Source organism: Streptomyces sp. NPDC050560 (assembly GCF_044457285.1).
Classification (GTDB): Bacteria; Actinomycetota; Actinomycetes; order Streptomycetales; family Streptomycetaceae; genus Streptomyces.
On sequence record NZ_JBITGT010000007.1, the window covers coordinates 254,738 to 280,585 of the forward strand.

At 71.8% G+C, this 25,848-nt stretch carries 19 protein-coding genes; 4 read left to right on the forward strand and 15 right to left on the reverse strand.

What is annotated here, in order from left to right; all coding sequences use genetic code 11:
* Positions 1–12 precede the first annotated feature (12 nt).
* Positions 13–1,563 (forward strand): MFS transporter, encoded by a 1,551-nt coding sequence (locus ACIBIW_RS18205; protein WP_399337224.1) that lies wholly within the window; start codon positions 13–15, stop codon positions 1,561–1,563.
* Positions 1,564–1,585: 22 nt separating this feature from the next.
* Here ACIBIW_RS18205 and ACIBIW_RS18210 read toward each other — a convergent pair whose 3' ends face one another.
* The 5 genes from ACIBIW_RS18210 to ACIBIW_RS18230 all read right to left on the reverse strand — a co-directional run bounded on the left by ACIBIW_RS18210 (position 1,586) and on the right by ACIBIW_RS18230 (position 4,445).
* Positions 1,586–2,158, reverse strand: a complete 573-nt coding sequence (locus tag ACIBIW_RS18210; RefSeq protein WP_399337226.1) for a hypothetical protein — start codon at positions 2,156–2,158, stop codon at positions 1,586–1,588.
* Entirely contained in the window at positions 2,142–2,630 is a 489-nt protein-coding gene (locus tag ACIBIW_RS18215) for an RNA polymerase sigma factor (RefSeq protein ID WP_399337228.1), read from the reverse strand. Before ACIBIW_RS18215 ends, ACIBIW_RS18210 begins: the two co-directional genes overlap by 17 nt.
* Before the next feature lie 151 nt (positions 2,631–2,781).
* The gene (locus tag ACIBIW_RS18220; RefSeq protein ID WP_399337230.1) at positions 2,782–3,408 is read right to left on the reverse strand and encodes a class F sortase; all 627 of its coding nucleotides are present in this window, start codon (positions 3,406–3,408) and stop codon (positions 2,782–2,784) included.
* Positions 3,405–3,821, reverse strand: a complete 417-nt coding sequence (locus tag ACIBIW_RS18225) for a sortase-dependent protein (protein ID WP_399337232.1) — start codon at positions 3,819–3,821, stop codon at positions 3,405–3,407. The genes ACIBIW_RS18220 and ACIBIW_RS18225 overlap by 4 nt, the downstream gene beginning before the upstream one ends.
* Before the next feature lie 180 nt (positions 3,822–4,001).
* Positions 4,002–4,445: a MarR family winged helix-turn-helix transcriptional regulator gene (locus tag ACIBIW_RS18230; protein ID WP_399337234.1), complete on the reverse strand. Its 444-nt coding sequence runs from the start codon at positions 4,443–4,445 to the stop codon at positions 4,002–4,004.
* A gap of 127 nt (positions 4,446–4,572) precedes the next feature.
* Between ACIBIW_RS18230 and ACIBIW_RS18235 the strand changes: the two genes are divergently transcribed.
* Positions 4,573–5,460, forward strand: coding sequence for an MBL fold metallo-hydrolase (locus ACIBIW_RS18235; RefSeq protein WP_399337609.1), 888 nt, complete (start codon positions 4,573–4,575; stop codon positions 5,458–5,460).
* A gap of 353 nt (positions 5,461–5,813) precedes the next feature.
* On the opposite strand, the gene ACIBIW_RS18240 is transcribed toward ACIBIW_RS18235, so the two are convergent.
* On the reverse strand, positions 5,814–6,563 hold the full coding sequence (locus ACIBIW_RS18240; protein WP_399337236.1) for a helix-turn-helix domain-containing protein: 750 nt from the start codon (positions 6,561–6,563) through the stop codon (positions 5,814–5,816).
* A 1,701-nt stretch (positions 6,564–8,264) separates the two neighbouring features.
* Positions 8,265–10,745 carry a hypothetical protein gene (locus ACIBIW_RS18245; RefSeq protein ID WP_399337238.1) on the reverse strand — a complete coding sequence of 827 codons (2,481 nt, stop codon included), beginning with the start codon at positions 10,743–10,745 and terminating at the stop codon, positions 8,265–8,267.
* 261 nt (positions 10,746–11,006) lie between these two features.
* Between ACIBIW_RS18245 and ACIBIW_RS18250 the strand changes: the two genes are divergently transcribed.
* Positions 11,007–13,988, forward strand: coding sequence for an AfsR/SARP family transcriptional regulator (locus ACIBIW_RS18250; RefSeq protein ID WP_399337241.1), 2,982 nt, complete (start codon positions 11,007–11,009; stop codon positions 13,986–13,988).
* Between the two features lie 77 nt (positions 13,989–14,065).
* Here the strand turns inward: ACIBIW_RS18250 and ACIBIW_RS18255 are convergent, their stop codons facing one another.
* The 4 genes from ACIBIW_RS18255 to ACIBIW_RS18270 all read right to left on the reverse strand — a co-directional run bounded on the left by ACIBIW_RS18255 (position 14,066) and on the right by ACIBIW_RS18270 (position 18,857).
* Positions 14,066–15,718, reverse strand: coding sequence for a glycosyl hydrolase (locus ACIBIW_RS18255; protein WP_399337243.1), 1,653 nt, complete (start codon positions 15,716–15,718; stop codon positions 14,066–14,068).
* 52 nt (positions 15,719–15,770) lie between these two features.
* Entirely contained in the window at positions 15,771–16,220 is a 450-nt protein-coding gene (locus tag ACIBIW_RS18260; protein WP_399337245.1) for a DUF4913 domain-containing protein, read from the reverse strand.
* A gap of 116 nt (positions 16,221–16,336) precedes the next feature.
* A complete protein-coding gene (locus tag ACIBIW_RS18265) occupies positions 16,337–17,674 on the reverse strand; it encodes a hypothetical protein (protein WP_399337247.1) in 1,338 nt (445 codons plus the stop codon).
* A 148-nt stretch (positions 17,675–17,822) separates the two neighbouring features.
* On the reverse strand, positions 17,823–18,857 hold the full coding sequence (locus ACIBIW_RS18270; RefSeq protein WP_399337249.1) for a C40 family peptidase: 1,035 nt from the start codon (positions 18,855–18,857) through the stop codon (positions 17,823–17,825).
* Positions 18,858–19,013: 156 nt separating this feature from the next.
* Between ACIBIW_RS18270 and ACIBIW_RS18275 the strand changes: the two genes are divergently transcribed.
* Positions 19,014–19,406, forward strand: coding sequence for a DUF3592 domain-containing protein (locus tag ACIBIW_RS18275; RefSeq protein WP_399337251.1), 393 nt, complete (start codon positions 19,014–19,016; stop codon positions 19,404–19,406).
* 12 nt (positions 19,407–19,418) lie between these two features.
* Here the strand turns inward: ACIBIW_RS18275 and ACIBIW_RS18280 are convergent, their stop codons facing one another.
* From ACIBIW_RS18280 to ACIBIW_RS18295, 4 genes are all read right to left on the reverse strand, one after another.
* Positions 19,419–21,218, reverse strand: coding sequence for a type IV secretory system conjugative DNA transfer family protein (locus ACIBIW_RS18280; RefSeq protein WP_399337253.1), 1,800 nt, complete (start codon positions 21,216–21,218; stop codon positions 19,419–19,421).
* Positions 21,206–22,696: an ATP/GTP-binding protein gene (locus ACIBIW_RS18285; RefSeq protein WP_399337611.1), complete on the reverse strand. Its 1,491-nt coding sequence runs from the start codon at positions 22,694–22,696 to the stop codon at positions 21,206–21,208. The genes ACIBIW_RS18280 and ACIBIW_RS18285 overlap by 13 nt, the downstream gene beginning before the upstream one ends.
* A 257-nt stretch (positions 22,697–22,953) precedes the next feature.
* A complete protein-coding gene (locus ACIBIW_RS18290; protein WP_399337255.1) occupies positions 22,954–24,447 on the reverse strand; it encodes an SCO6880 family protein in 1,494 nt (497 codons plus the stop codon).
* Between the two features lie 186 nt (positions 24,448–24,633).
* Positions 24,634–25,848, reverse strand: coding sequence for a hypothetical protein (locus tag ACIBIW_RS18295; protein WP_399337257.1), 1,215 nt, complete (start codon positions 25,846–25,848; stop codon positions 24,634–24,636).

The window sequence follows — 25,848 nt, forward strand, 5'->3', positions numbered from 1 at the left end:
AGGGACCGCCCCATGAGCCGCACACCCGACAGCACCACCGCCGCCACCGGAACCGTCACCACCCCCGTCGTCGCACCCCGTGAGGACGCGCGTCTCACCGGCCGCTACCGCAGCCTCGCCGGGGCCATCGCGTGCAGCCAACTCGTCGAGTACTTCGACTTCTACACCATCGGCTTCGTGGTCAGCATGATCAGCGAGCCCTGGCACCTCACCTTCGGCGAGGACGCGGCGATCCTGCTGGCCACCGGCGTCGGCACCATCTTCGGCAGCCTGCTGTGGGGCTGGCTCGGCGACCGCTTCGGCCGCCGCCCGACCCTGGTGGCGTCCGTCGTCACCTTCAGCCTCGCCACCGGGCTCTCCGCGCTCACCCCCACCGGATGGTGGTGGCTGCTCGCCGTGTTCCGGCTGATCGTCGGCATGGGCACGGGCGCCACCAACACCTGCGGTCCGCCGATGCTGCTCGAATACACCCCGACCAGGCACCGCACCGTCTACGCGGGCATCTTCAGCGTGGCGCTCGTCCCGGTCGGCGGCGTCATCACCAGCACGGTGGTGGGCTCGGCCGGGGACAGCCTGGGCTTCCGCGGGGTGCTGCTGCTCGGCCTGCTCCCGCTGCTCGAACTGATCTGGCTGCTCAAGGCGGTTCCCGAGTCGCCGCGCTGGCTCGCCCGCCAGGGCCGGGTCGCCGAGGCCGAGGCCAACATCGAGCGGATCTTCGGCCCCGGCACCGCCACCACCGGCACCGTCTCCGTCCCCGCGCGAGCCGGGCGCGGCCGCTCGCACTACCTGGCGATGGTCAGGCTCGCCCGTCCCTTCTGGTCGACGGTGCTGCTGTGGGTGCTCATCGACACCGTGTTCGCGGGGGTCGGCCTGTGGGGCCCCACCCTCATCAGCCAGGTGCAGAACGTGGACACCCAGAGCGCGGCGAACCTGTTCATCATCGTCACCCTCGCCGGTTTCGCGGGCCGCCTCGCCTGCCCCCTGGTGGCGCGGCGGTTCGGGCGCCGGATCGCGGGCGCCGCCGCGGGTGTCGGCGGCGGGGTGCTGCTGGCGCTGAGCGGCCTGCTGCACTCGTACACCCTCGGCGGTGTCTCGGCGTTCTTCCTGCTGATGGTGGTCGGCTATGTCTTCGCGGACGGCGGCTTCACCAACCTGGTGCCGTTCACCGGCGAGGTGTGGCCCTCGGAGCTGCGCGTCCACGGGCAGGGCCTCGGCAACGCGATGGGCGGCCTCGGCAAGATCATCGGCCCGCTCGCGCTCGCCCTCTTCGCCGACAGCAGCAACTTCGTCGAGCCGGAGGCCACCACCCGGGCCATCCTGCCGGTGTTCGTCTTCTTCGGCGTGGTGATCCTGCTGTGCGCGGTGGTGTTCCTGACGATCGCACCCGAGACGAACAGGCGGAGCCTGGAGAGCGTGTCGGGGCTCGCCGACACCGCAGACACCGCAGGCACCGCCGACGGCGCGGGCGGCGCGGGCGGCGCGGGCGGCGCGGGCGGCGGCGCCGCGCCGGGCGCCGCCGCGCGGCAGCGGCCACCGCGCGAGGACATGCGCCCCGGCCGCTGACGCGCCGCCCGCCGCGCCGCGCTCAGCCGCCCGCGGGGCCCGTGGGCGGCGGGCTCGGCTCGACCGGGGTCGTCGCGTCCGAGGGCGCGCCGCGCGACCGGCTCGCGGAGCCGCGCCCGGCGGTCGGCGCGGCGTCGCGCGCGGCGGGCGGGTCGAACTCGCCCGGGGCGCGGGACGAGCCGCCCGAGGTGCGCCGTGAGGGGTCGAGGCGTGGCCTGCCGGAGGGCGTCTGCGACCTCTTCTCGCTCCGCGGGGGCCTGTCGCTCGGCGTCCCGGCGCTCGGGGACGTGGTCGGGGTGGGGTCCGGCGCACCGCCGCCCGTGGCGGGCGGCGCGAGGGGGACGGTGGGCGTGGTGGGCGGCCGCTCGGGCGAGCCTGGCTGCAACGCGAGTACGAGGGTGAGCGCAGCGGCGCAGGCGAGCCCGAGGCCGCCCGCGGTGCGCAGCAACTTGCGGCGGCCCGCGGCGCGGTGGACCTCCTCGAAGCGTCCGGGCGGTGGTTCGAGGAGGCCGTGGGAGGGTCTCAGGATCACCGCGAGAGGATCGTCGGGAGCGAACCGCGCGTCCTCGTCGTCCCCGTCAAACCGTGTGGTCAAGGCTTCTCCTCAGATGGAGGCGGAGCAGTTCGCGGGCCGCGTGGAGGTCGGCCTTGACTGTCCCCTCCTTGCGTCCGGTCAGCGCGGCCACCTCCCGGATCGGCATGTCAGCGTAGTAGTGCAGCAGGATCGGCACGCGCAGCCGCTCGGGCAGCGACTGCACGAGCAGCCGCACCGAGGGGTCGGCCTGCCCGGTGTCGGGGCGCACGGCCGCCTCCGTGGTGGCCTCCCGCATCGCCCTGCGTTCGCGCTGCACCTTGCGCCAGTGGTCCCTGACGAGGTTGGCCGCGGTGATGTAGAGGAAGCCGCGTGGCTCCTCGACGGTCGTCCAGCGCGCCCAGAGCCGGGTGAACGCCTCGGAGGCGATCTCGTGCGCCGTCTCGTCGTCGACGAGGCGCCCGCACCAGCCCGCGAGGCGTGGGTACAGGGCGGCGAACAGCTCTGACGCCGCCTTCTTCCGGGACCGTTTCAACGCTCTCCAGGGTCGTGGGGCTCGCTCGGCGTACGGTGTGGGGCCGACGGACGGTGGTGGGGCGTGCGGCGCGGTGGCCGGGGCGCGTCGGGGAAGATGCCGGGCGTGCGGCGCGCGTTCCGCACGCCCGGTGCCGTCCCGTGCCGGTCCTTCAGCCGCTCAGCGTGGCGAAGACGATGACGTTGTCGCGGTATCCGTCGCCGGAGCGGGGCCCGCCGCAGGTGATGAGGCGCAACTCGGGCCGGTCCACGTCCCCGTAGACGTCGTCGGAGGGGAAGTCCGCCTTGGCCACGGTGCGTACGGAGGTGACGGCGAAGGCGGCCGACGTGCCGTTCTTCCGCCGCACCTCGACGCGGTCGCCGTGGCGCAGCTCGCCGAGGCGCCTGAAGACGCCGTCGCCGAAGGAGCCGACCGTGACGTGCCCGAGGATGACGGCGGGGCCGACCTGCCCGGGCGTGGGCGAGTCGCGGTACCAGCCGGCCTGGTCGTGCGCCTCGATCGGGGGCACTTGTACGGTGCCGTCGGCCGCGAGGCCGAGGCCCAGCACGGGGGTGTCGACCCCGATGGCGCCGATCTTGAGGCGGGTCGGCACGGAACGCCCCAGCGGGCTCGGCGCCGGGTGGTCGCCGTCCGCGCGCGCGGTGGCACCGGCGGCGGGCGTTCCCGCCGCCCGGTGGCGCACGTCCGCGCCGGTGTCCCGGTCCGCGTGGCCGCAGCCCGCGGTCAGGACGGCCGCCGTCAGGACCGCCACGCACAGCCGCCGGACCGGCCGTGTCACGCCCCGGTCACCCGGCGGCGGCGCACGACGAACACGGTGCCGCCGCCCGCGAGCGCGAGTGCGGCGGCGCCCGCGCCGATCAGGGCGCCGGAGTCGCCGCTCCCCGAGGAGCCTGCGGCGCCGGTCGCGAGGCCGGTGTCGGGCGCGCCCTCGGGCCGCGTGGGCACCTGGCGGTCGGGGACCGGGCTCGCCTCCGAGCCGCGCCGCTCGGCGGGGGTGGGCGTGGCGCGGTGCCCCGCGGACTTGCTCGGCTCGGGCCGCGGGGCCCGGGTCGGGGCCGAGCCGTGCTCGGCGGGGACGGCGCTCGCGTCGCGCGGCGCGGTCGGCGCCGACGAGTCGGCGACGGCGGGCACGGCGGGCGCCACGACGGCGGCACACACGAGTGCCAGGGTGCTCAGGACTGTTCGGCGCATCGAAAGGCTCCCTCTGCTCGACCGGTTCACCGGCTTCCGGCGAACCGAAATACGGAATCGAGCGACAGAGACGAGCGGGAACGGAGGCAGGTTGCAAAGAACGGGCAAAGCTGTGCGGGGGCTGTGCTTCTGGCCGCGCTCACGCACGGGCGGGCCCGGCGCGCGCCGTGCGCCGTCGCGTCAACCGCCCGCCGTGGGCCGGTCTTCGAGGGCCTGGCGCAGCAGTGTCCGGAGGGCGCTCTGCTGCGCGTCGTCGAGACCGGCGAGGGGGGAGTCGGTGGCGAGCAGGACGAGAAGCCGCTCGCGGCGCTCGGCGCCCTCGGCGGTGAGGACGAGGTGCCTGGCGCGGCGGTCCGTGGGGTGCGGGCGCCGCTCGACAAGGCCCTCCTTCTCCAGCCTGTCGACGACGAAGGTGGCGTTGGAGGGCTCGCAGCTCATCCGCTCGGCCAGCTCCCGCATGGTCATGGGCCCTGACATCTCCCGCAGCGCCGTCGCCTGCGGCGCGGTGAGGCCGAGCCTGCCCGCGCGCTCGCGCACATGGCCCTCGATCCGCTGGGCGAGCCCGCTCACCAGACCGCACAGCACCCGCTCGGCGGGGGTGGGCGGCGGGGGCGGCGGTGTCATGGCGCCATCCTACCAAGTCCATAAAGCCGAAAAATTTATAGCTTGAATGATTCGAGCTTGATGCTTATGGTGGCTCTGCCGCCGCGGACCGCGCGGCGGCCACCACCGGAGCAGGGGGACTTTGACCATGCGCGATTTCCTCGCCGACCTCGGCGAGCGCTGGAGGCGCCCGGCGCGCCCGCGCTCGCTGACCCTGGGCGACACCCGGGTGTCCTACGTGCCGGACGGCGATGTGCGCCTGCCCCCGCGCGGCTGGCTCCCCGCCACCACCGACGAGGTCTGGCGCTCCCACGCGGAACACCTCGACGCCTCCGGCCAGTTGGTGGCGAGCATCGGCGGCCTGCTGGTGGAGCGCGGCGCCCGCGCGCTGCTGGTCGACGCGGGCTTCGGCCCGGCGGCCCTGCCGCCCGACGCGGCCGTCCCACGCGGCGCCATCACCGGCGGCGCACTGCTCGACTCGCTCGCCGCACTCGGGCGTTCACCCGGGGAGATAGAGGCGGTGGCCATCACCCACCTCCACACCGACCACATCGGCTGGGCCCACCACCCCGCGCCGGGCGCCGCGGGCCCCGCGCTCGGCCACGCCCGGTATCTGGTCTCCGAGCCGGAGTGGGCACAGCGCGACCAGTTGGCGGCGCAGGGGCTCGGCCACGAGCTGGCGGAGCTGACCCCGCGGGTGCGTACGGTGCGGGACGGCGAGGAGGTCTTCCCCGGTGTCCGCGTCCGTGCGGCCCCCGGGCACACCCCGGGCCACACCAGCTACACGGTCACCGCGGGCCGCCACCGTCTGATCGCCTTCGGCGACGCCCTGCACACCCCCGTGCAGATATCCCACCCCGAGTGGTCGGCGGCCCCCGACCACGACCCGGCCCTCTCCGCGGCCCAGCGCAAGGCGCTCGTCGCCGAGTTGGCGCGGCCGGACACGATCGGCTTCGGCGTCCACTTCGCGGACGTGCCCTTCGGCCGCGTACGGACGGACGGGGAGGGGGTGTTCTGGGAGCCGGTGGACGAGTGAGCCGCCTTGTCCGGCCCGCTCAGGGAGCAGCGGTCGGCGGGGATCACACCCGCGTGCGGGAGAAGTTGTCCGCTGTTGCTCCGTCGCCGGTGCCGCGGGTCCTGAGGTGCCGTGGGTCCATGAGACCCGCGCCCGGTCCGTGAGACCCGCGCTGTGAGGAGTCGGCCGACCGGCCTGAGGGACGCGAACCGCCCGGTCCTGGCGGACTCCGCGGGCGTTCTGCGCTGTTCGCCGTCGGCCTCCGGCCGACGTGCGTCGGGGCTTTCGAGATGACGGCGAGGCCCCCGTGCTTGCCGTCGCTTTCTGTGGAGATCCCTACCGCGCCCCCCGTGACAAGCGCGCGGCGGTCGTTCTCATGTGTGCCTGACACTCCTTCTGTACTGCGAGGGCGAGCAGCCCATGTGCTTGCGGAACATCCTGGAGAATGTCTGCGAGTTGGTGAACCCGCAACGCCTGCCGACAAGGGCGATGGACTCGTTGTCCGTCACGAGTTGCCGGCAGGCGCTCTCCATCCGCAGTTCGTTGAGATACCGGAAAGGCGTCTTTCCGGTGGCCGCGGCGAACTGGCGGGTGAAGTAGTAGCGGCTGAGCAGGACCTGTCGTGCCATGTCGTCGAGAGTGATACGGGAAGAGAGATGACGGCGCATATAGCCGGTCACCGCCTGTAGCCGCTGCGGGTGCAGCGCTCCTCTGCGCGGCTCCTGGTCGTAATGCGGGTGCAGCAGATGGGCGGCCAGATAGTGGGCGGCCCCTGCCAGGTAGGAGTCGTCCACCCCGGCCTCCGTGGAGCGCCGCAACGCGAGCGCCATCGAGGAGACGACCGGGTCGAACGCCTGGAGCGTGTGCAACTCCGAAAGGTCGGAGAGGTGTACGGCCGGATGCTCCTCCATATACCTGCGCAAATACTCTATGGGCAGTTCCAGGCAGACCACGTCCACGGGCTGCTGTTCCAGGGCCCTGTTGCGGCCGAGACGTATCACATTGTTCGGCGCGAGCAGCGAGATACCGCCCGGCACGAGCGTGACGGTGCGCAACTGGTCCCGCTCCAGGCCCTCCACATGGCAGGAGCCCAGCGGCAGCGTGAGAATCGCGAGCCGGTTCACGGGGGACTGGTACACCAGCGGACCGCGTTCAACGAGTCGTCTCTGATGAACAATCATGAGCTTTTGCGCGTTCTCTATACTGTTGAGCGTCATCTCATTCCTCTTCACATGCTCCCCGAACACCACGGGGTCGATTTTCCGCCCAGGCACACGCCCCCACGAGAGCGGCCGACTGGGCCACGACATAGGTGTATTGCCGGATTCAAGCACCCTCGACGCCGCAGCGTCATCCACGCCCTGCCACTTGCCGCCTCCCTACTCTCCGACAGGCAACCGACCCGGGCGCCGTCACACCGTGGACATCTCCCCGAGGTCTCCCCCACGAGCCCGCCACCGCGGGCGGCGCCGAGTCGGTCGACGCTTGATACGACGGTCCGCGATGGGCTCAGGTTCACGGTTATGGGGCATCAATTGCCCCCTACGGCCGCGCTCATCCCCCCCACCACACAACACGGACGGGCCCGCGGCGAGAGAGCCGCGGGCCCGTAGGGGGTTCCCGTGTGGATCCGGTGGCCGGGGGAGCGATGCCACCAGGGGGTGTGAGGGGGCCTCAGGCGCTGCCCATCGACCGTCGGGACTGCCTACCAGGGCTCTGCCCACCAGGGCTGCTGTTGCGGCTCTGCATCGGGGACACCTCATACGTCCGACCGTCCCTGGAATTCCGCGTCGTGCCACCGCCGACGCCCATTCCGGACGTGCCTTGCGACCGCAAAGACGCCGCCTTCGCGAGTCCCCTGCGGCCCAGGACCGAGTCGTTGTCCGACCAGTCGGCGCCGGTAGGAGACGACGGCCTGCTGTCGGCAGACGACACGCTGCTGACGGTCGAGACCGACCCGCGCCGGGCGGGGGCGGTCGTCGGCTGCCCGGTCCTTCCCCTCGTCGTAGGCTGTGCGCGCCACGAGTCCGGATCACGCGGCCCACGCCCCTGTTGCCCGGGCGCGGCCGAGCGAGGGGCTGACCGCGAGTCGTTCCCGCTCCGCGGGCCGTTCCCGCTCCGCAGGCCACTCCCAGGTGGCCGACCGTTCTCGCTCCGCAGGCCGTTCCCGCTCCGCGGGCCACTCCCGGACAGCCGACCGTTCTCGTTTCGCTGCCCGTCCTGTGGGTCCGCCCACCGGACCATCGCCTTCCCGGCGTAAGCCGCGGCCCTGAAGAGCAACCGCACGGCCAGACGCGCGATCCGCGCCGACAGGGACCCGTTCCGCCCGCTCCCCGACCGTGACCGCGAACCGGCCCCGGAGGCGCGCTCCAGCGGCTGATCAGAGTCCTCGGACGCGTCACGGCCGCCCGCCGCGCCAGTCAGTCGCAGCAGAGCCCTGCCGGCGTACCGCGTGAACCTCCTCAGCCACTTTGGGGACCGCCGATGCTGCTCCTGGCGCTTCTGGTCCTCGGCGGATCGTTGGCGATCCTGCTGGACCCGCTGCGGGGCCTGCTGCTGTTTCGCCATCAGCACGCCCACCCGTGTTCCGTGCCGCCTTCTCCTGGGCAGCGAGGCGTAGTCCTGCGGTGCCCTGGGATGAGCCCCGCTGCGTTGCGAGCCTTTGACGGCATACCGACCTCCGCCGAGTCGAGGGTTCCGCCGAAACCATTCCTCACTACAACGCGACGGGCATGGGGCCGGTTCAACGCCGCGAACCGCACCTCGCCGCACCCGCCAGGCGGCACGGCCGTGGCCGTGCCGCCTGGCGGGCCCTCACCCCGCGCTCAGAGGGCGAGCCTGAGCATCTCCAGGGGCCTGTTGTTCTCCAGCGTGCCGCCGAAGACGAAGTTGGGACGCCCATCGGCACAGCCGCGGTCGCTCCAGCCCCAGCCCCGGTTGCGGGAGCGCTCGCAGACCTGGCCGGTGCCGATGTTGATGGCGAAGCCCGTCAGCTCAGGGGCGCCGGACTTCGAGCTGCCGATGTAGTTGTTCTTTCCGTCCGCGATGACAGCCGTCCAGTCCGGCTCCCAGTGCCCCTGGCCGTTCTTCGATTTCGGATCGTGGATGAACGCGTTCGCGGCCGAGCCACCGCCCCCCTTCACGGCGATATTGACGGCCGTGATCAGCAGGTTCTGGCCGGCCTTGCCCGCGTCGGCGCCATCGCACACCGCCTTCCGCCACCCGTGGCCCTTGGTGAACACGCGATAGCAGACGTGCCGGCCCGGGCCCTTCTTCGCGAGCGCGGCGGCGGCGCTGTGCGCGGGCGGCTTCACCGACTTGGGCACGACGGGCGCGGTGGTGGTGGGCGCGGGCGGCGGAGGCACCGACGGTGGCTCGGACTGCGTGGGCTTCCTCTCCTCCGTCGTGGGCTTCGGCTTCTTCGACGTCGGCGACGGCGACGGGGACTCGGTGGGAGGAGCGGCCGTGGTGGTAGGGCGCTCCGGTGGGGGCAGCAGGTTCTCTTCCGTCGGCTTGTCGGAGCTGCTGGAGCTGGACTCCTGTCGATCGTCGTCAGATCCCCCGCTGCCGATCACGACGAGCGGGATGATGACGAGCGCCGCCACCAGGGCCGCCACCGGGCCCACGACGACCGGCCGGTGGAGCAGACCCGGCCGGTTGTAGACATCGCCGGACTGGCGGGACTCGTTCTTCTTCCGGCTCTTGCCGCCCGCGTCCCCTTCCGACCTGAATCCGGCTCCCGCGGTGTGGGCGGCGACGGCCTCGGTCTCGTCCGGGTCGAGTTCGTCGTCGTCGGGGTCCAGGTCCGCCTCGAACGGATCGGGCAGGTAACCGTCGTCGGGGTCGAGGTCGGGGCCCGCGCCCGGCACGGGAACGGGGACAGGGGCGGGGACATAACCGCCCCGGCCGCCAGGACGGTCCTCGTCGGTGTCCTCGTAGGCGTCGCCGAAGGTGTCGTGACCGCTGTCGAAGCCGTCGTGGTCCGCGCCGAAGCCGTCCCCGTCGAACTCGTCCGAGTCGTCCGAGTCGTTCAAGTCGTCCGCGTCGTCCGGGCGGCGCGGGCCCCCGACGCTCCCCACGGCGGCTGCCGGGGGCTCGCCGCCGAGGTCGAACTCGTCATCGTCATCGTCGGCATCGGCATCGGCATCGGCATCGGCATCGGCATCGGCCGAACCGCCGTGCGGGATCTCGGCCGTCTCGGTGGCCTCGGCGTCGGTGGCGCCGGAGCCTCCGCCCGGGACCTTAGCGAAGAGCCCCTTGACGCGCCCGCGCAGACCGCGCCGGGGCTGATCGTCCTCGTCCGGGAGGTCGGCCGCATCGTCGGGGGCGATGTCGCCGAGCCCGTCCAGGTCCTCTTCGCTGTCCTCGTCCCAGTCCGTGGCGGCCGCCTCGACGGGGCGCTCGCCGCTCCCGCCCGCCTCCTCCGCGTCGTCGGACCAGTCGGCGGCGTCGGCCTCCTGCGACCAGTCACCGGACTCGGACGACCAGTCGTCGGGCTCGGACCAGTCGGACCCCGCGGCATAGTCGGCGCCGGTCGCGGCGGCGGTGGCGGTAGTGGCGTCGTCGGCGTTCGCGGTGGCGGGGGCCTCGGCCTGCTCGACCGCGGCCTCTTCCGTCCCCTCGCCCCAGTCCTCGTCCGCTCCCCCGGCGGCTTCGGCGCTCTCCCGCGTGCCTACGCGATCGTCCCCGAAGCCCTCGTCCTCCTCCGCGAAGCCCTGGCCACCGCCGTCGAAGCCCTCATCATCCTCATCCGCGAAACCCCGGCCACCAGCGTCGAAGCCCTCATCGCCATCATCCGCGAAGCCCTCGTCGAAGGACTCCTCGTCCTGCTGGTGCTCCGGAGTCTCAGGCTGCTCCTCCCCGGCGGGCGGCGGCTCGTGTGCCCCGGCGCTCGCGACCGGCGCTTCGGGGGCCGCGAGCGGCACCTCCGCGGCCTCGTAGCGCTGTTGCTCCTGCTGGTACTCGTACTGGTCGAGAAGTCTGCTGGCCCCGTCGGGCGTGACCTCGACGAGTGCCACGTAGTCGGCGGACGGGTCGGAGACGGCCGCCGAGACCGCGCTGCCGTGGTCGCGCGCGTACCGCTGGAGCGCGCCGAGGACCGCGACGTCGGCCGACTCGCCCGCCATGACCGGCACGGCCTCGCCGTCGATGGTGGCGGAGCCATCGGTGGAGACCACCACCGTGTAGTGGGGGACCTGGCCCCCGTCCGGCTCGGAGGGTTCCGGCGTATGTCCGTCCGCCTCGTCGCCGGGCACAGCGTCATCGTCCCCCATACCGAACGTCTCTTCTTGCTCACCTCGGCTCATGACCGTTCCTTTCTGGCATCCCGAGCACCGACGGTCGCGGCAGATCGCTGAGACGACCCCGCGTACCGCAACGGATGCCGCGAAAAAATGGTTCAACCCCCAGGAAAATCCGGGAGCCGGGCCGACGCCCCCCGCTCTCGGGGGCCGCCCCTCCACCTGTGCGATCACCGGCCGGAGACGGCCCGAAAATCGCTCAAACGGACCGGACAGCGATTGCCGAGTCCAACTCAGGTGTGTCAACTGCTTATTAGAGTGCCGTCCGTGAACGCCATCGACAGTGAGGTGCGCTTCGCCGTGCTCGGCCCAATGGCGGCCTGGCGAGGCGATCGGCAACTGGAGCTCGGCCCGCCCCAACAACAGGCGGTGCTGGCGGCGTTACTGCTACGCCGGGGCCACCCCATCACCCTGGGCGAACTCATCGACGCCGTCTGGGGAGAGGAACCGCCCACCGCCGCGGTCTCGGTACTGCGGACCTATGTGTCACGGCTGCGCCGGGTGCTCGAACCCCATCGGAACACGACCGACCCCCCTCGTGTGATCGTCTCGGTGGGGGACGGATACCTCATCCGTGTCCACGGGGACTGCCTCGACCTGGCCGTGTTCGAACTGCGGCTCGCGGAGGCGCGGAAGCTGCGCGCCCGTGGGGAACCGGCCGCCGCCGCGGAGTCGTTGCGCGCGGCACTCGACGAGTGGCGGGGGCAGGCGCTGGCCGGTCTGCCGGGCCCGCTCGCCGCGTCGGAGCGGGCACGGCTTGAGGAGCAGCGCCTGACGACCCGTGAGGCCCGTCTCGACCTGGACGTCGAACTCGGACACCACGACGACGTCATCGGCGAACTGAACTCGCTGGCGGAGAAGCACCCGCTGCGGGAGTCGCTGTCCAGGCTGCTCACCCTCGCGCTGTACCGGGCGGGCAGGCAGGCCGAGGCGCTCGCCGCGTACCAGCGGGCACGCAAGGTGCTGGTGGACGAGCTGGGCATAGAACCCGGGGCGAAACTCCGCGAGTTGCACGCGCGCATTCTCGCGGCCGACGAGTCCCTTGCCGCGCCCCCCGGCCACCAGCAGGACCCGCCGCCCCCGCCGTCCAGCGCCCCCGCCGCACCGGCGGCCCGACCGGCCCAACTGCCGAGCGATCTGGCGACGTTCGTGGGCAGGTCGGCCGAACTCCAGAGCATCGACCAGGCGTTGTCCGACGACGCGGAGGCCCCCGCGACGGTGGTGATACGCGCGATCGGCGGAATGGCGGGCATCGGCAAGACCACGCTGGCCGTGCGCTGGGCCCACCGGATCGCCGACCGCTTCCCCGACGGACAGCTCTTCATCAATCTGCGGGGCTTCGACCAGAGCGGCCGCCCGATGACGGCGGACGAGGCCGTCCGTATCTTCCTGGACGCCCTGGGTGTGCCGCCCGTTCGCATCCCCAAGGGGCTTGAGGCGCAGTCGGCGCTCTACCGCAGCATGCTCGCCAGCCGCCGGGTGCTGATCCTCCTCGACAACGCACACGACACGGAACAAGTACGTCCGCTGCTGCCAGGGGCCCCCGGCTGCCTGGTCATCGTCACCAGCCGCAGCGAACTGACGGGTCTCGTCGTCGGCGAGGGCGCCCGGCTGCTGACGCTGGATCAGCTCTCCTTCACGGAGGCGCGCGACCTCCTGTCGCGGCGTCTCGGCCCCGAGCGCCTGGCGGCCCAGCCGCAAGCGGTGGACGAGCTGATCACACGCTGTGCCAGGCTGCCGCTCGCGCTCGCCATCGTCGCGGCCCACGCCGCGGCCCGGCCCGCCTTCCCGCTCAGCGCCATCGTGGACGAGGTCCGCGAGAGCCACGGCAGTCTCGACGCGTTCTCCGGGCGCGACGGCATCAGCACCGATGTGCGAGCCGTCTTCTCCTGGTCGTACCAGGCGCTCTCCGCCCCGGCCGCACGGCTGTTCCGGCTGCTCGGCCTGCACTCCGGACCCGACATATGCGCGCACGCCGCCGCCGCGCTCGCCGGTCTCACGGTGCGCCAGACCCGCGAACTGCTCTCCGAACTCACCCGCGCGCATCTGCTCGCCGAGCGGTTCCCCACCCGTTACACCTCGCACGACCTGCTGCGCGCGTACGCGGTCGAGCGGGTGGGCGTGGAGGAGACGCCCGAGGACCGCGACCGGGCGGTCGACCGGATGCTCGCCTGGTATCTGCACACCGCGGCCGCGACCTGCTCCCACCTGACACCGCGCCGCCACAAGATCCCCATGGAGGCGCTGCCGGAAGCCTGCAACCCCCTGGAGTTCGCCACCCTCGACCAGGCGCTCAACTGGTGCGAGACCGAGCGTGCCAACCTGGTCGCCGCCGTGCACCAGGCCGCGGCGACGGGGCGCGCCAGTACCGCCTGGCGGCTGTCGGCCGTCCTGTGGGGATACTTCTACCTGCGCAGTCTCCTCAACGACTGGCTCGACACCTCCCAGACGGCGCTCGCGGCGGCGCGTGCCTCGCAGGACACCGAGGGGACGGCGCAGGCCCTCACCGACGTGGCCGCCGCACTGCGTCTCGCGGGCCGGGTGGAGGAGACCATCCTCCATCTGCGTCAGGCCCTGGACACCCGCAGGGAACTGGGCGATGTGAAGGGCACCGCCATCGTGTTCGGCAATCTGGGGGACGCGCACATCGCGGCCGGCCGGGTCGACGAGGCCGTCGGCTTCATCCGACAGGCCCTCGCCCTCCACGAGCGCGACGGGAACGCCTGGGGGTACGGCATAGGGCTGAGCAATCTCGGCGACGCCTACCAGCAGCTCGGCAGGTTCCCCGAGGCCATCGAAACCCTCGAACACGCACTGACCGTCCTGCGGACCCACGGCAACCCCTGGGTCGAGGGTGTCGCCCTCGACACCCTCGGCACGGTCCACCAGCGGCTGCACCAGTACGACGAGGCGATCGTCCACTACCGGCTGGCACTTGAGACACACCGCAACGTCAGCAACCGGTGGGGTGAGGGCCACTCGCTCGGCAACCTGGGCGAGGCCCAACTGGCCGTCGGCGACCGGGAGGCGGCCCGCGCGAGCTGGGAGCGGGCGCTGTCGATCCTCGCGGAGTTCGACCACGCGGACGCCGAGAAGATGCGTGAGCGCTTCGACCGCCTTGAGAACGCGGACCGCGTCTCCGCCGCACCGGCGCCAGGAGGTCCCGAGGACGCCACGGCGGTCGAGGTCTGCCATCAACGTCCTTCCACTCTCGACACGAGATCACGTGTGGGACCGGGGAGTAACTGAGTGTCATGTGCCTGCCACTGCGGCAGGCGGGCCGAGGGGGGTGGGAGGCGGATCGGCGCCCGCCTCCCACCCGTCTCTCAGAACACGGACCGGAACACCTGTCCGCTGGGGTTCGCCTTGGCGCCGTCGTACAGGCCCATCGGGTTGGTCTTGGTGGAGAGCGTCGACCACGCATAGCGCTTCACGTAGCCGAGCCCGTCCATCATCTTGATGGATGCCTTGATGAAGTCGGACTGCTGCTGCTGGTTCGGGAACCGCGGCTGGGCTCCCGAGTAGTCCGCCAGTCCGTACGAGGTGAGCCAGATCGGCTTGTGGTAGCGGTTGTAGACGGACTGGAGGTACGAACGGAGCTGGTTCGCCGCGTCCGGGCCGAAGTCACCGCCGTACCAGTGCAGCGGGATGAAGTCCACGCGCAGATGGCGCTTGGCCGCACCCTTCATGAACTGGTCGAGCCAGCCGCCCGCCTTGTCGGCGTCGTGGGACACCGCGGGCGCTCCCAGCGTCATGCCGGTGGACTGCAACCGCGGCCACAGGTCCAGGGCCTTCTGCGGGCTGATGTTGGCCTGCGAGGACGAGTCAGGCTCGTTGAAGCCGAGCAGCACCTTGCCCTCCTTCTTGGCCCGGCCGAGTTCCTTGTCGGTGACCGAGCCGGGACCCCAGACCATGGGGACGTACTCGGTCCCCTTCGGCACCTGGAAGGAGCCCTTGGTGGAGGAGTAGTTGTAGAACCAGATCGAACCCGAGTTGTCGAGTGCCTGCGTGGCACCGTCGACCGCGTTCAGGCTGATGCCCTTGCGGGTGGGCGGCATGGGCTTCTTGGCCGGGGGCTTGGGAGCCTTCCGGGGCTTCTTGACGACCGGCTTCAGCGGGGTCTTCTTCTTCGGCGGCAGGGGCTTGGACTCCTGGTGCCCCGGCTCGTGGAAGGTCACGGTCATGCCGTTGCACTTGGTGCAGTTGGGCATGACGTGGTTGCCGGGCTCGGCGTCCTGCTTGGACCAGGAGTACGCGGTCGGGCACTGCTTGGTGACCGCGTCACTGTACGGGGTGTGCCCGTCCCTGAACGGGCTGATGCACACCCGCCCGTCGGCCGCCAGGTTGTCCTTGGGACAGGTGGCGAGGAAGTTCTTCACACATCCCGACACCTGACACTCCTGCCCGGCTGCCGCCGCGACGTCGTTGGGAGTGATGGTGATCGCCTCGGCGACGCCGTCGACGTAGCTGACGTCGTACCAGGCTTTTCCGGGGTCATTGGGATCGAAGTTGAACTCCGCGAGTCCGGTGGGCTGTTGGCCCGTCTCGCAGTGGTCGGCGAACTGGCCGCAGTCGCCCACCGCGCAGTGGAAGCCGTTGCCGCTCTGGCCCTCGCACCCCTGCCGGGCGAAGAAGGTGCCACGCCAGTAGCCGGGCGCCTCGTGCTCGGGGATGGTGATCGTGGCGGACTTGTCGGGGTCGAGCGCCGGCAGGTTTCCCGGCAGCTTCGACCCGTCGGCGTTGACCCGGCTGCCTATCCAGATCTTGTGGCCGGTGTCGTTCTTGAAGGTGAGGGTGTGGTCGCCGGTGGCGGCGGCCGACTCACTGTTGATGTCCTGGCCCTGACCCTGGATCGCGACGGCGGTGCCCGACACACCGCCGACGACCATGATGAGGGCGAGCAGGAGGGAGACGCGCCGGTGTGACTTCAGATACGCGAGTGGTCTGCCGAGCGCTTCCAGCCATGGTGGCCTTGGCATGAGAAGTGTGCCTTCCTGTGGGGGTGTTGATGGAGGGTCGGGAGGGCCGGGGTCAGTCCGTGAACGGATCCATCCCCGGCGCCTCCTTGTCCCGATGAGCCCCCGCCTTGCACCCGGCGAAGGGACCGCCGGGATCGCGCAGCGAAGTCATGACGGGGCCCAGGTAGTCGCGGTGCCACATGGCGGGCCCCGCGAGGCCCCCGTCGTCACCGGTGAGGCCCTGCCAGGCCATCCACAGCCCGTAGAGCTGTGCCACGGCCTCGGGGTGCAACCACCAGCGGGTGCACCACGGGGCGTTGGAAGTGACCTCTCTGCCGTAGACGGGCAGCAGGAGGTGCCTGACCCAGAGGGTGAGGCGGTGCAGCGCCTCACCGTAGGCCGGGCCGTCCTGGTAGAGAATGAACGGGGGTGGCTGCGGGTCGCTCCGCTCCTCGGGAGCGTCCTGCTCGTCGGGGGCGGTGGCCGCGTCGGACCCTCCGGGCGCCTCGGCGGCTGCCGTCATGGTGAGACACCTTTTCTCTCAGTCGGAATGGCGGATGGGGAGAAGCGGGAACGAAGAGCGGCCGCACCGCGGGAGGCACGGGAGCCCGCTGAGCGGTGCTCCCGCCGGGGCCGCCATCACCCGCGGCTGCTCCGGCTGCTCCGGCTGCTGCGGTCCGGGGTTTTCCCCCCGCCCTGGGTCATGTAATCGTTGCCGCCGCCCTGGCCGGGACCGCCCAGGGTGGTGCGGCGGCGGAGAGCCGTCGGACTCTGCGTTGCCGGGTCGTACAACGACGTCGACGTGCCCGAGCGCACGAGGCCCCCGGGCCCCGGGGAGGGGACTCCCGGAGCGGGGCGCATCGCGGCGGCGGCAGCGGCAGCCCGCCTTGTGCGCTCCTCCCCCGGCTGGGACCGCCGCTCCTGCCTTTCGCGCCTTTCGCGCCTTTCGGGCCTTTCGCGCCTCTCCCTGTCCGGGTTCCGCTCACCCATGGCTTGCTCTATGTCGCTGGTCCTCCTGGGTTGCGGCCTCTCGCGTTCCGGTAGGTTGCGGCCCGCAACTGCGGAAACGGCTCCGCCGATGGCACCGCCGTACGACAGGAAAGTCGAGGTCTTCGAGGGCGCCACGAAGCTGGTCCCGAACGAGATTGCAGGTCCGACGATGGCTCCAAAACCGGCGGCTGCTCGCCTTTTCCCGTAAGGCTCCTTATGAAATGCGTCATACGCCCCTTGCACCCCGGTCTTCATGTGGTCGACAACCGGAAGGAGCCCTCCTCCCGCCTCGACTATTTGTCCCCAGCGGGGGTAATCGATCCCCACTCCCTTTCCGATGGCCTGCAGCGCCATGCCTGCCAGCTCACGGGCGAACTTGGCGTCGAACCAGTCCGCGACCTTCCACTTCGACGGGCCCCCCGCAGACACCCGGACATTGACTGCGTCGCCCGAGTTGGTGGGCTCCCAAGAGACGAAGTTGCCTGTCTCGGGGTTGTGCGCCCAGTCCGAACCGGGCGGACTCAGACTCGGAGGGGACTGTGAACCCACCTCCTGGGTCCTCACCACCGTGCCCGAGTAGGGGTCGACGTCGACGGAGAGGGAGGTATACGTGTGCCCCGTCTCGCTCGTCACCGAGACCTGGGAGTGGTTGCTGGAGTGGTCGCTCTCCTCACCAGACCTATAACCGCCGTCCACGTGGTCCTGCCCGTCCCGACCGGGCCCGGACGAACGCCTCCGTTGCGGCGGTTCGACGTATTCCTGGTGGGGCGGCAACTGACCGAGGCTGGACGGGTACTGCTGCGGCTGACCGCCCCCGTACGACGGGTACTGCTGCGGCTGCTGTTGCCGTGCATAGGCGGCAGTGAGAGCCTGCGCCTGGGCCCGCTGCCGCTCAAGGTAGTCGGACGGACCGGCAGCAGGCTGCTGTTGCTGATCGTCGCCGTAAGCCTGATAGCTGGGGTCGGGATAGTACGGGTGCTGCGGCATTACTCAGATCCTTCCTCTCTCACACGGAACGGTGAACCCGGATCGGAATACGAGTGCCGCCCTCCTCCCTCGATGAGGTCCTGCTGGCACCCAGTCTTCACACACAACGGCCCCCGAACGCCCGTGGGTTCAACGTTCGCCCGCCGCCCTACGCGTCCGGCCGCACCGCCCCCAGGATCTCCATGGACCCTGCCGGGGCCACCGTCACCCAGCGGCCCGGGCGCGGGGCCTCGATGATCTGGCCGTCGCCGACGTAGAGCGCGACATGGCTGGCGTCGGAGAAGTAGATGATCAGGTCGCCGGGGCGCATCTTGTCGACCGGGACATGGGTGAGCTGGCGCCACTGCTCCTGCGAGGTGCGGGGGATGGACTCGCCGGCGGCCAGCCACGCCTGGGAGGTGAGCCCGGAGCAGTCGAAGGAGCCGGGCCCCACCGCGCCCCAGACGTACGGCTTGCCGAGCTGCGCGGTCGCGTAGGCGATCGCCTTCTTCCCCGCCGCGGTCGCGTCGGTGCCGACGTGGTCGAGGACGCCGCTGTCCTCCCACTTCTTCTGGTTGTCCTTGCTCTCCTGGTCGTCCAGGGCGTCCAGTTCGCGGCGCTGCTTCTCGGCGAGGCTGGCTTCGAGCAGTTGCGCGGAGCTGATGTGGTCCTTGACCGTCTTGCGGTGCTTGTCCTTGGCCCGCCGGTCGTCCTTGAGACGGCCCAGTTCTTCGGTGGCGTCGTCGGCGTCGGCGCTGCGCTGCTCGCGGGTCTTCGTGAGGGCCTTGACGACGCTCAGGGTGGACTGCTGGGCCTGGTGGGCGAGCGAGGTGTTGTCCAGCACGTGCGCCGGGTCGCTCGCGGCGGCGATCTGCACCACCACGGGCACACCGCCGTTGCGGTACTGGGCGCGGGCGGCGGCCCCCGCCGCCGAGGTGAGCTTGGCCAGCTTCTTGTCCGCCGCCTCGACCTGGGACTTCAACGACTTGAGGTGCTTCGTCTCCTTCTTCACCTTCTCGTCGGCGGCGTTGTACTTGTCGGTCGCCACCTCGGCGTCGTGATACAGGTCCTTCAGCTCGGCACGCACCTCCGGGAGGGTCCTGGGCTCGGCGTGCGCGGGGTGCTGGGCCGTCACCGTCAGGGCGCACGCCAGGGTGGCCATGGCCGCTGCTCGGGGCCCGCGCACGCGCAGAGTCCGTCTCATCGCACGGATCTCCTTTCCTGGACACCGCCGTCCGCGGTCGCGGAGCGTGGATCGCCCTCACAACGTCGTCACGTGACGGGCGGTTCAAAGAGATGAACCTGGGTATGCCACCGGCCGTTGTCCCTGCGGAAGACGCCGGTTGCCGAAGGGGTCCAGATGGGCGCGAAGTTGCTGCTGCTCGCACTGTGTACGGGGTTCGGCCTCGGCTGTCTGCTCCTCGCCTTCCGCTCCCTCGCGAGAGTCGCACGGCTGGTCGTCAGGGGGCTGCTCACCCAGGGTGTCGTCACCCCCAGGAGGCCGTCCGACGGCCGGCGCGGCGGTCTCGTGGAGTTCCCCGACAGCCTCGGGCGCACGTTCGTCTTCGACCCCGGCTGGTACGGGGCACTGTGCGGACTGCCCGCCATCGGCGGCCCGGTACGCGTGGTCTACCTCAGGAACCGGCCTTCCACCGCGCGCCTGTGGCTGACGCGGCATCTGCTGGGCCCGTCGTTCGGCTGGTTCCTCTCCTCGTCGCTGGTGTTCGCCCTCGGGACCAGGCTGGTCTCCTGAGCGGGAACCGCGTCACGCCTGCGCGGTGTCGCGGTCGGCGCCCGGCTTGTCGAAGGACACACCGCCCGTGAGACGACGCGCGGCGCGCTTCGTGATGGCCGCCGTCTCCGCCTTCGCCGCGGCCGATATCGCGGCGGCGCCCGGCTCCTTGTACCAGGGCCGCAGCCGGATCAGGGCGGGCTTGACCCCGGTGGCGAGCAGGAGCGCGGTGCCCTTGGGCAGGGCGCGGATGCGGTCGGGCGGCAGGACCGGGTCGAGACGGTAGGAGTATGAGCGCGAAGTGCCCTCCTTGCCGCGGGAGATGGAGGGGGTGCGGACGTCCTGCTGGCCGACGAGCGTCGATATCTTCTGCACGAAGTCGGCGTCGTCGAGTCCCGCGCCGAGGAGCTTGATGGTGGCGGCGCTCCACAGCGCGTCCATCCCCACGTCCCCCCACACCCGTGCGCCCTGGCGGTAACTCTGGAGCAGCGTCACCACGTTGATTCCCCGGGAGCCGAAGTGGGAGTAGAGGTCGGGCAGGTCGGAGATGCGGCACACGTTGGCCGCCTCGTCGAGCACGGCGGTCAGCGGGGGGTCGAGGCGGCCGCCCATGCGCTCGGCGGCGACCACGCCCGCCCGCATCGTGGCGTCCGCGATACCCGCGATGACACCGGCCGCGGAACCGCCGCCGTCCTTCGAGAGCAGGTACAGGGTGTCCGTTCCGAGGACATGCCGGTCCGGGCGGAACTGGGGCCGCCTGGGGTCGGGTGTGACCCAGGCGAGGATCTCCGGGTCGAGGAGGCACGACACGGTCTGCCGGGCGGTCTCGTAGATGCCGTCCCGGGTCTCGACCGCGCCACGGACGGTGCCCTGCAACTGGTCGGCCATCGCGGGCAGTCCCGCGTCCCGCAGCAGGTCGACCGGGGTGCGGTCGGCCGGGTCCGCCAGCCAGCCGAGCAGGTCGCGCACGGAGGCGTGGCCGCGGCCCGCGGCGAGGAAGAGGGCCGTGAGGGTGTTCTGGGCCGCGGAGATCCAGAAGTCCTTCTTCGCGGTGTCGTCGTTGACGGACGCCACGAAGTGCCCCGCGAGGCGGCGGGCGCTCTCGACGGTGTGGCACTCGCCGAGCAGGTCCCACCACATGGCGCGCCGGGAGTGCGCGATGCCCTGCGGGTCGAAGACCCACACCTTGCCGACCTTCGCGCGTTCCGCGCGGGTGACCGCGAACACGTCTGACTTGTTGGACGTGAGCAGGACCGCGCCCTGGGCGCGCAGCACCCGGGGGACCGCGATGCCGGTGGACTTGCCGGCCCGCGGCGCCATCAGGTCGAGTTCCACGTCCTCGTAGCTGCTGCGCAGTTCGGGGCCCCGGGGCGAGAGGTCGCCGAGGAGGTTGCCCGTCTCGTCCGGGTGCAGCTTGGTGCGGCCGGCCAGCGTGGGGCGCAGCTCACGGGCCCGCGCCGTGATGCCCTTCGGGCAGAGGGCGGCAAGCTCGCGGCTGCCCGCGAGCCCCTTGGTCTTCCCGCCGAAGCCGGTGAGGCGCCGGAGGAGGAAGAACACCGGTACCACGATGACCGCCAGCAGGCCCACCATGCCCGCGTACACGGCGGCCGCGGGTGCCGGTGCCCATGGCGCGCCGGGGTCGCCCGCCATCGCGCTGAGGGTGGACATGGCGAACGGCGGCGCCTCGAAGGAGTGCCCGCTGAGGCCGGCGCCGAGGGTGCCTCCGGCCCAGGCCACCGCGAACAGCGCGATGACACCGCCGATCGCCGCGGCGATGACCAACGGCAGTTGCTCGTGGATGTCCCGGCCGCCACCGCCCTTCACGCCGTCCACCTCGTCTCGGCGGGGCCCTCGCCGTCGTCGACGGGGAGGCGCAGATGCGGGGGGCCTTCTTCCGCGGCCCTCGCGACCTCGTTCGTCATCTGCTCCAGGACCTGTTCCGTGGCCACCTCGTTGGGTGTCCAGCGCTGGTTGGTGTTGTGCAGCCGGCGCTCCGCGTCCGTGATGGCGACCCTGATGGGGATGCCCGGGCGGCCACCGACCTTGATGAGGAACCGGCCGCGGCCCGGCGGCTCCTCGTCCTCGCCCGTCACACCCCAGCCGGGCGGCGAGGACCACGACGACACGAGTTCGATCTCGCGCCGCGACAGACCGACCACCTTGCCCAGGTCCTCCATCTCGGCCTTCGGGAGTCCCGCGCACGCCACCATGCCGGCCCGTTCCACGAAGCCGCGCGCCTTGGCGCGGTCGGCGTCGGTGCCGAGCGCCTCGGCGTCCTTGAGGGTGTGGGTGATCTTCGCGTCGCCGAGGCCGAGCGAGCGGTTGAGGCGGGTCAGCGCGTCGATACGGTCGACGATGCCGGACGCGGCGCGCAGCGGGCGCCACAGCTCGTCGAGCACGGTGAAGAACCAGCGCCGCGGGGCGAGCCCGGCGTCCGCGAGAGCGTGCGACGCGGCCACCGTGCCGAGCCCGTCGGACCAGGCCGCGAGCATCGCGGCCGCGGTGAGCTGGGTGTCGGCCTCGCCGATGCCGGAGATGTCGATGCACACCGCCGGCGCGTCGGGGTCGATGTGCGTGGACGTCTCGGAGGCGAAGGTGTCCCCGAGCGGCCCGTCCAGGATGCCGAGCAGGGAGCGGTGCAGCGGGTCGACCGCGTCCCGGTAGCGGGACTCCTCGCCCCGGTCCAGGGTGACGGCGCGCACCCTGGGCGGGCCCTCGTGCAGCACCCGCAGCACGTCGGGCAGGAGCACGGCGCGCCCCGGGGGAGTCCGCTCCCGCAGGTGGTGGAGGACGGCCGAGAGCACCGACTGCTCGTGGTCGCCCATGGCGCTGCCGCGGACGATGGTGATCAGCGCGGCCACCATGTTCAGGACCCGGCCGTGTGCCTCCGCCCGCAGCATGTCCCCCGCGTCGCCACCGATCTTCATGGCGGCGGTGCCCATGGCGCCCGGGTCGAGGACGTTGATGCCGCCGCGGCCGCGGGCGATGGAGATCACCTGGCCGCCGAGCGCGCGGACGGTGTCCGCGTAGTCCGGCTTGAGGTCGCCGAGGACGAGCGGCACGACCCCGGTCGCGGCGAGCCCGATCAGCATCCGGTTGACCAGGGTGGACTTGCCGAGGCCCGGCATGCCGAGCATGAACAGGGAGGGGTTGGAGATGTAGCGGGCGCGGGTGAACCAGCTCAGCGGATCGCCGCACACCGTGGCGCCGGTGAACAGGTGCTGCCCCAGGGGCACACCGGACATGGGGGAGCCGGAGCCCGCGGCGAACGGCCACATGCCGCACGCCTGCACGGTGGTGGCACGCCACATGGTCGGCGGGTCCAGATAGCCGACGCGCCCTCCGCCGGGCCCGTACCAGCCGTGCGGGGGGACGAACGGCTCCCTGGGCTTGGCCGGTGGCTTGCTCTTGCCGCTCTTCCGCGCGGCCTGCTTCTTGCCCTTCCCCTTCGCCTTGTCGGCGTCGGGGTACCCGAGGTGTTCCGGCACTCCGGTGATGAGCGCCTTGTACGCCTTCTCCTCGGCCAGCCGGTCGGCCCGCTCCGCTCTCTTCTGATCGCCCCGGCTGCTCACAGCGCCTCCTGGAGTTCGTTCGGGATCAGCGTCTGCTCCCACGGGAGGATGCCGGTGGGCAGGGTGCAGCTGAACGCCGCGGCCTGCATCCGGTCCGCGGGGCGCATCAGCACCCGGGAGGCGGCCGTCAGGTTGCGCACGGCGACGCTCGCGTCGGCCAGTTCCGCGACGCTGTCGACGGTGATCGTCAGCATCAGCGAGAACTCCACGAGGCCCGCGCCCGACGCCTCCTCCGTCGCGGTCTGTTCGGCCGCCCGCATCTCGGAGGCGGCGCGTGCCTGCACCATGCCGCGCCCCGATGTCGCCATGAACTGGGCGCTGCGCCGGTCCTGTTCGACGATCCTGGCCGAGGTGGCGGGGTCGATGGGCCGGTACACGAGCGCCACGCGCTTGCGGCGGGTGCCTGGCGCGGCCTCCAGCATGCCCCGGAGCACGGAGGAGCGCACGGTGCCGCGGGGTGCCAGGGTCATCAGCCAGGTCCGGGAGACGCCGGAGTCGTGCTGGTAGTTGCCGACCGTCTCCAGTGTGGCGGCCGGGCCCGCGTCGTCCCACTCAAGGCCCGTGCCGCCCTCCTCCGCGCGGGCGTTGAGGACGTCGGCGGCGACCGCGGGGTCGTAGGCGACCCGGACGACCTCGGCGATCCGCTCGGCCGACAGCGGGTAGGCCGAGCCGCCGCCGGCCGCGACAAGCCCGTTGAGCAGGCCGGGGACGCGGACCGCGAGGTCGGCGATGACCTCCTCCTTGGGCCGCTTCTGGCCGCCGGGCACGCCGTACGTCAGCGTGATGTAGGTGTGCATCTCGGAGGACGCGGTCGGATAGCGCTCGACGACCTCTTCCATCACTTCCTTGGCGGCCGTGGGGGCGTCGTCCTTGATACGGGGCAGGATCTCGTGGGCGAGCCGGGTTCCCGTGTCGGGAGCGGTCTCGACGATCACCGAGGCGCCGCGCAGTCCCGGCTCGTGTGCGAGCCGCGACAGCCACTCGCCCCACAGCGCCACCCAGACGTCCACCTGGTCGGGGTCGACGAGGGCGCCGCCGTCGGGCTCGCAGCCGAGGACGATGGTGTACAGGTTGCGGGCCGGGTGGTGCAGGACGCCGAAGGACCGGTCGTAGGCGTCCCTGCTCTCGCTCGCGGTGACCTTGTTGAGGAGGCCGGGCGGCCGGTAGCGGCCGCCGGGGCGGCTGGACAGCGGGCCCGAGACGTAGAGGTGGGCGCCCTTGGACTTCCGCCGCCACCAGCCGATACGCAACGTCACCATCTGGTAGGCGTTACGGCCGTCCTGGGTGCGGATGGTGAGCGGCGTCAGTACGGCGATGATGGGCACGGCCAGGACCAGCGCCGCGTACAGCGAGATCAGCGACGCGAGCAGGACGACGACGAGACCGCCGAAGACACCGAAGGTGCCGATGAGTCCGAGGGGCCCGAGCCCTGGCCGCCTCGGCCTGCGCCAGTTTCCGTATGTCGGGCGTGAGACGGCTTCCGTGGACATGTGGTCCGTTTTCCCTTCTGGACGTGACGACGTGGTCTACAGGCCCCGGACGGGCGGGATGCCGCCGGGCTCACGGCGGGGGAGCGGGAGCCCGGCGGCGGTCTGGGTGCCGCGCGGGGCGCGGCGGGCAGGGGGTGCGGCGACAGTGGCGTGGCCTGTCGGCGGACTTCGCAACACCCCCTGGGTTCAGCCGTGGTGGCCGCTGTCGTTGTGGCCGCGCGCACCGTCCGCGCCGTCCACCGAGTGCGCCGCGGTCTTCCCGGCGATCTTGACCGCCTTGGCCGCTCCGGCCGCCGCGGCTCCGGCCACTCCGGCCACGACACCGGCCGCACCGGCCGCACCGGCCTTCCCCGCGCCGGACGCGCCCGAACCGCCGGACTTCCCGCCCGGCCCGGAGCCTCCGTCCGATCCTCCGCCGCCGCCCGATCCGCGGGAACCGGAGGCGCCCCGGGGACCGGCGGGGGCACCGCCGCCGCCTGAGGCACCTCCGCCACCGCTGCCGAGCGAGCGGGCGCCGCTCGCCATGCTGTGTGCCGAGTCGGATATCCCGCCCGACATGGCGGAGCCCCCGCCGAGGGCGGCGGTCGCGGGCACGATGAGCTTCAGGAGCGCGGGCAGGGCCACGGCGGCCAGCAGCATGACGCCGATACCGGCGATACGGACGTTGATGGGCTGGCCGTGGTCGCCTTTCTCACCGTTGTGGATCATGGCCAGCCCCGCGAACATCACGAGGGCGGCCGCGGGTTTGTACAAGAGCCAGGCGATCATCCAGCCGATGTGCTTGCGCCACCAGCCGCCTCCCCACTGCGTCATCGAGGCCGCGGCGGCCATCGGGAGGGTGCCCAGCATCACGATCATCACGCCGAGGCGGATGTACAGCAGGATCGTGTGGATGATCGCGGCGATGAGCAGGAGGAAGGCGAGGATCAGCAGGAGGATGGGTGTGATCGGGTCGGTGCCGCCCTTGTTGCACGCGTTGCCGACCTCGTTCAGCGCCCGCTCGGCTCCCGCCTTCCACAGGTACTGGCTGTAGTCGTCGGCGATGCTCGCGGCGGCGGTGACGATCGTGGTGGCCCCGCCGGAGATGAGCACGACCCGCAGGATGCCCTTGAGCGCGACCGTCCCGCCTTCCCCGCGCCGCTCCAGCGCCATGCGGATGGCGGCGTAGATCAGTGATCCGACCGCCGTATAGACCACGATCCATCTTGTCTCGCTGCTGACCTCCTCCGAGGTCACCGTGCTGGTCCCGAGCGTCGGGATGCTGGTGGCCATGGCGCCGTAGATGTCCACGGCGGCCTTGAGCACGGCGTTGGCGATCGCTTCGAGGATGGTTCCGATGGGGTTGCCGAGGAACTTGAAGAAACCGACGATCGGGTTGTCGGCATTACATCCCGCCGCCAC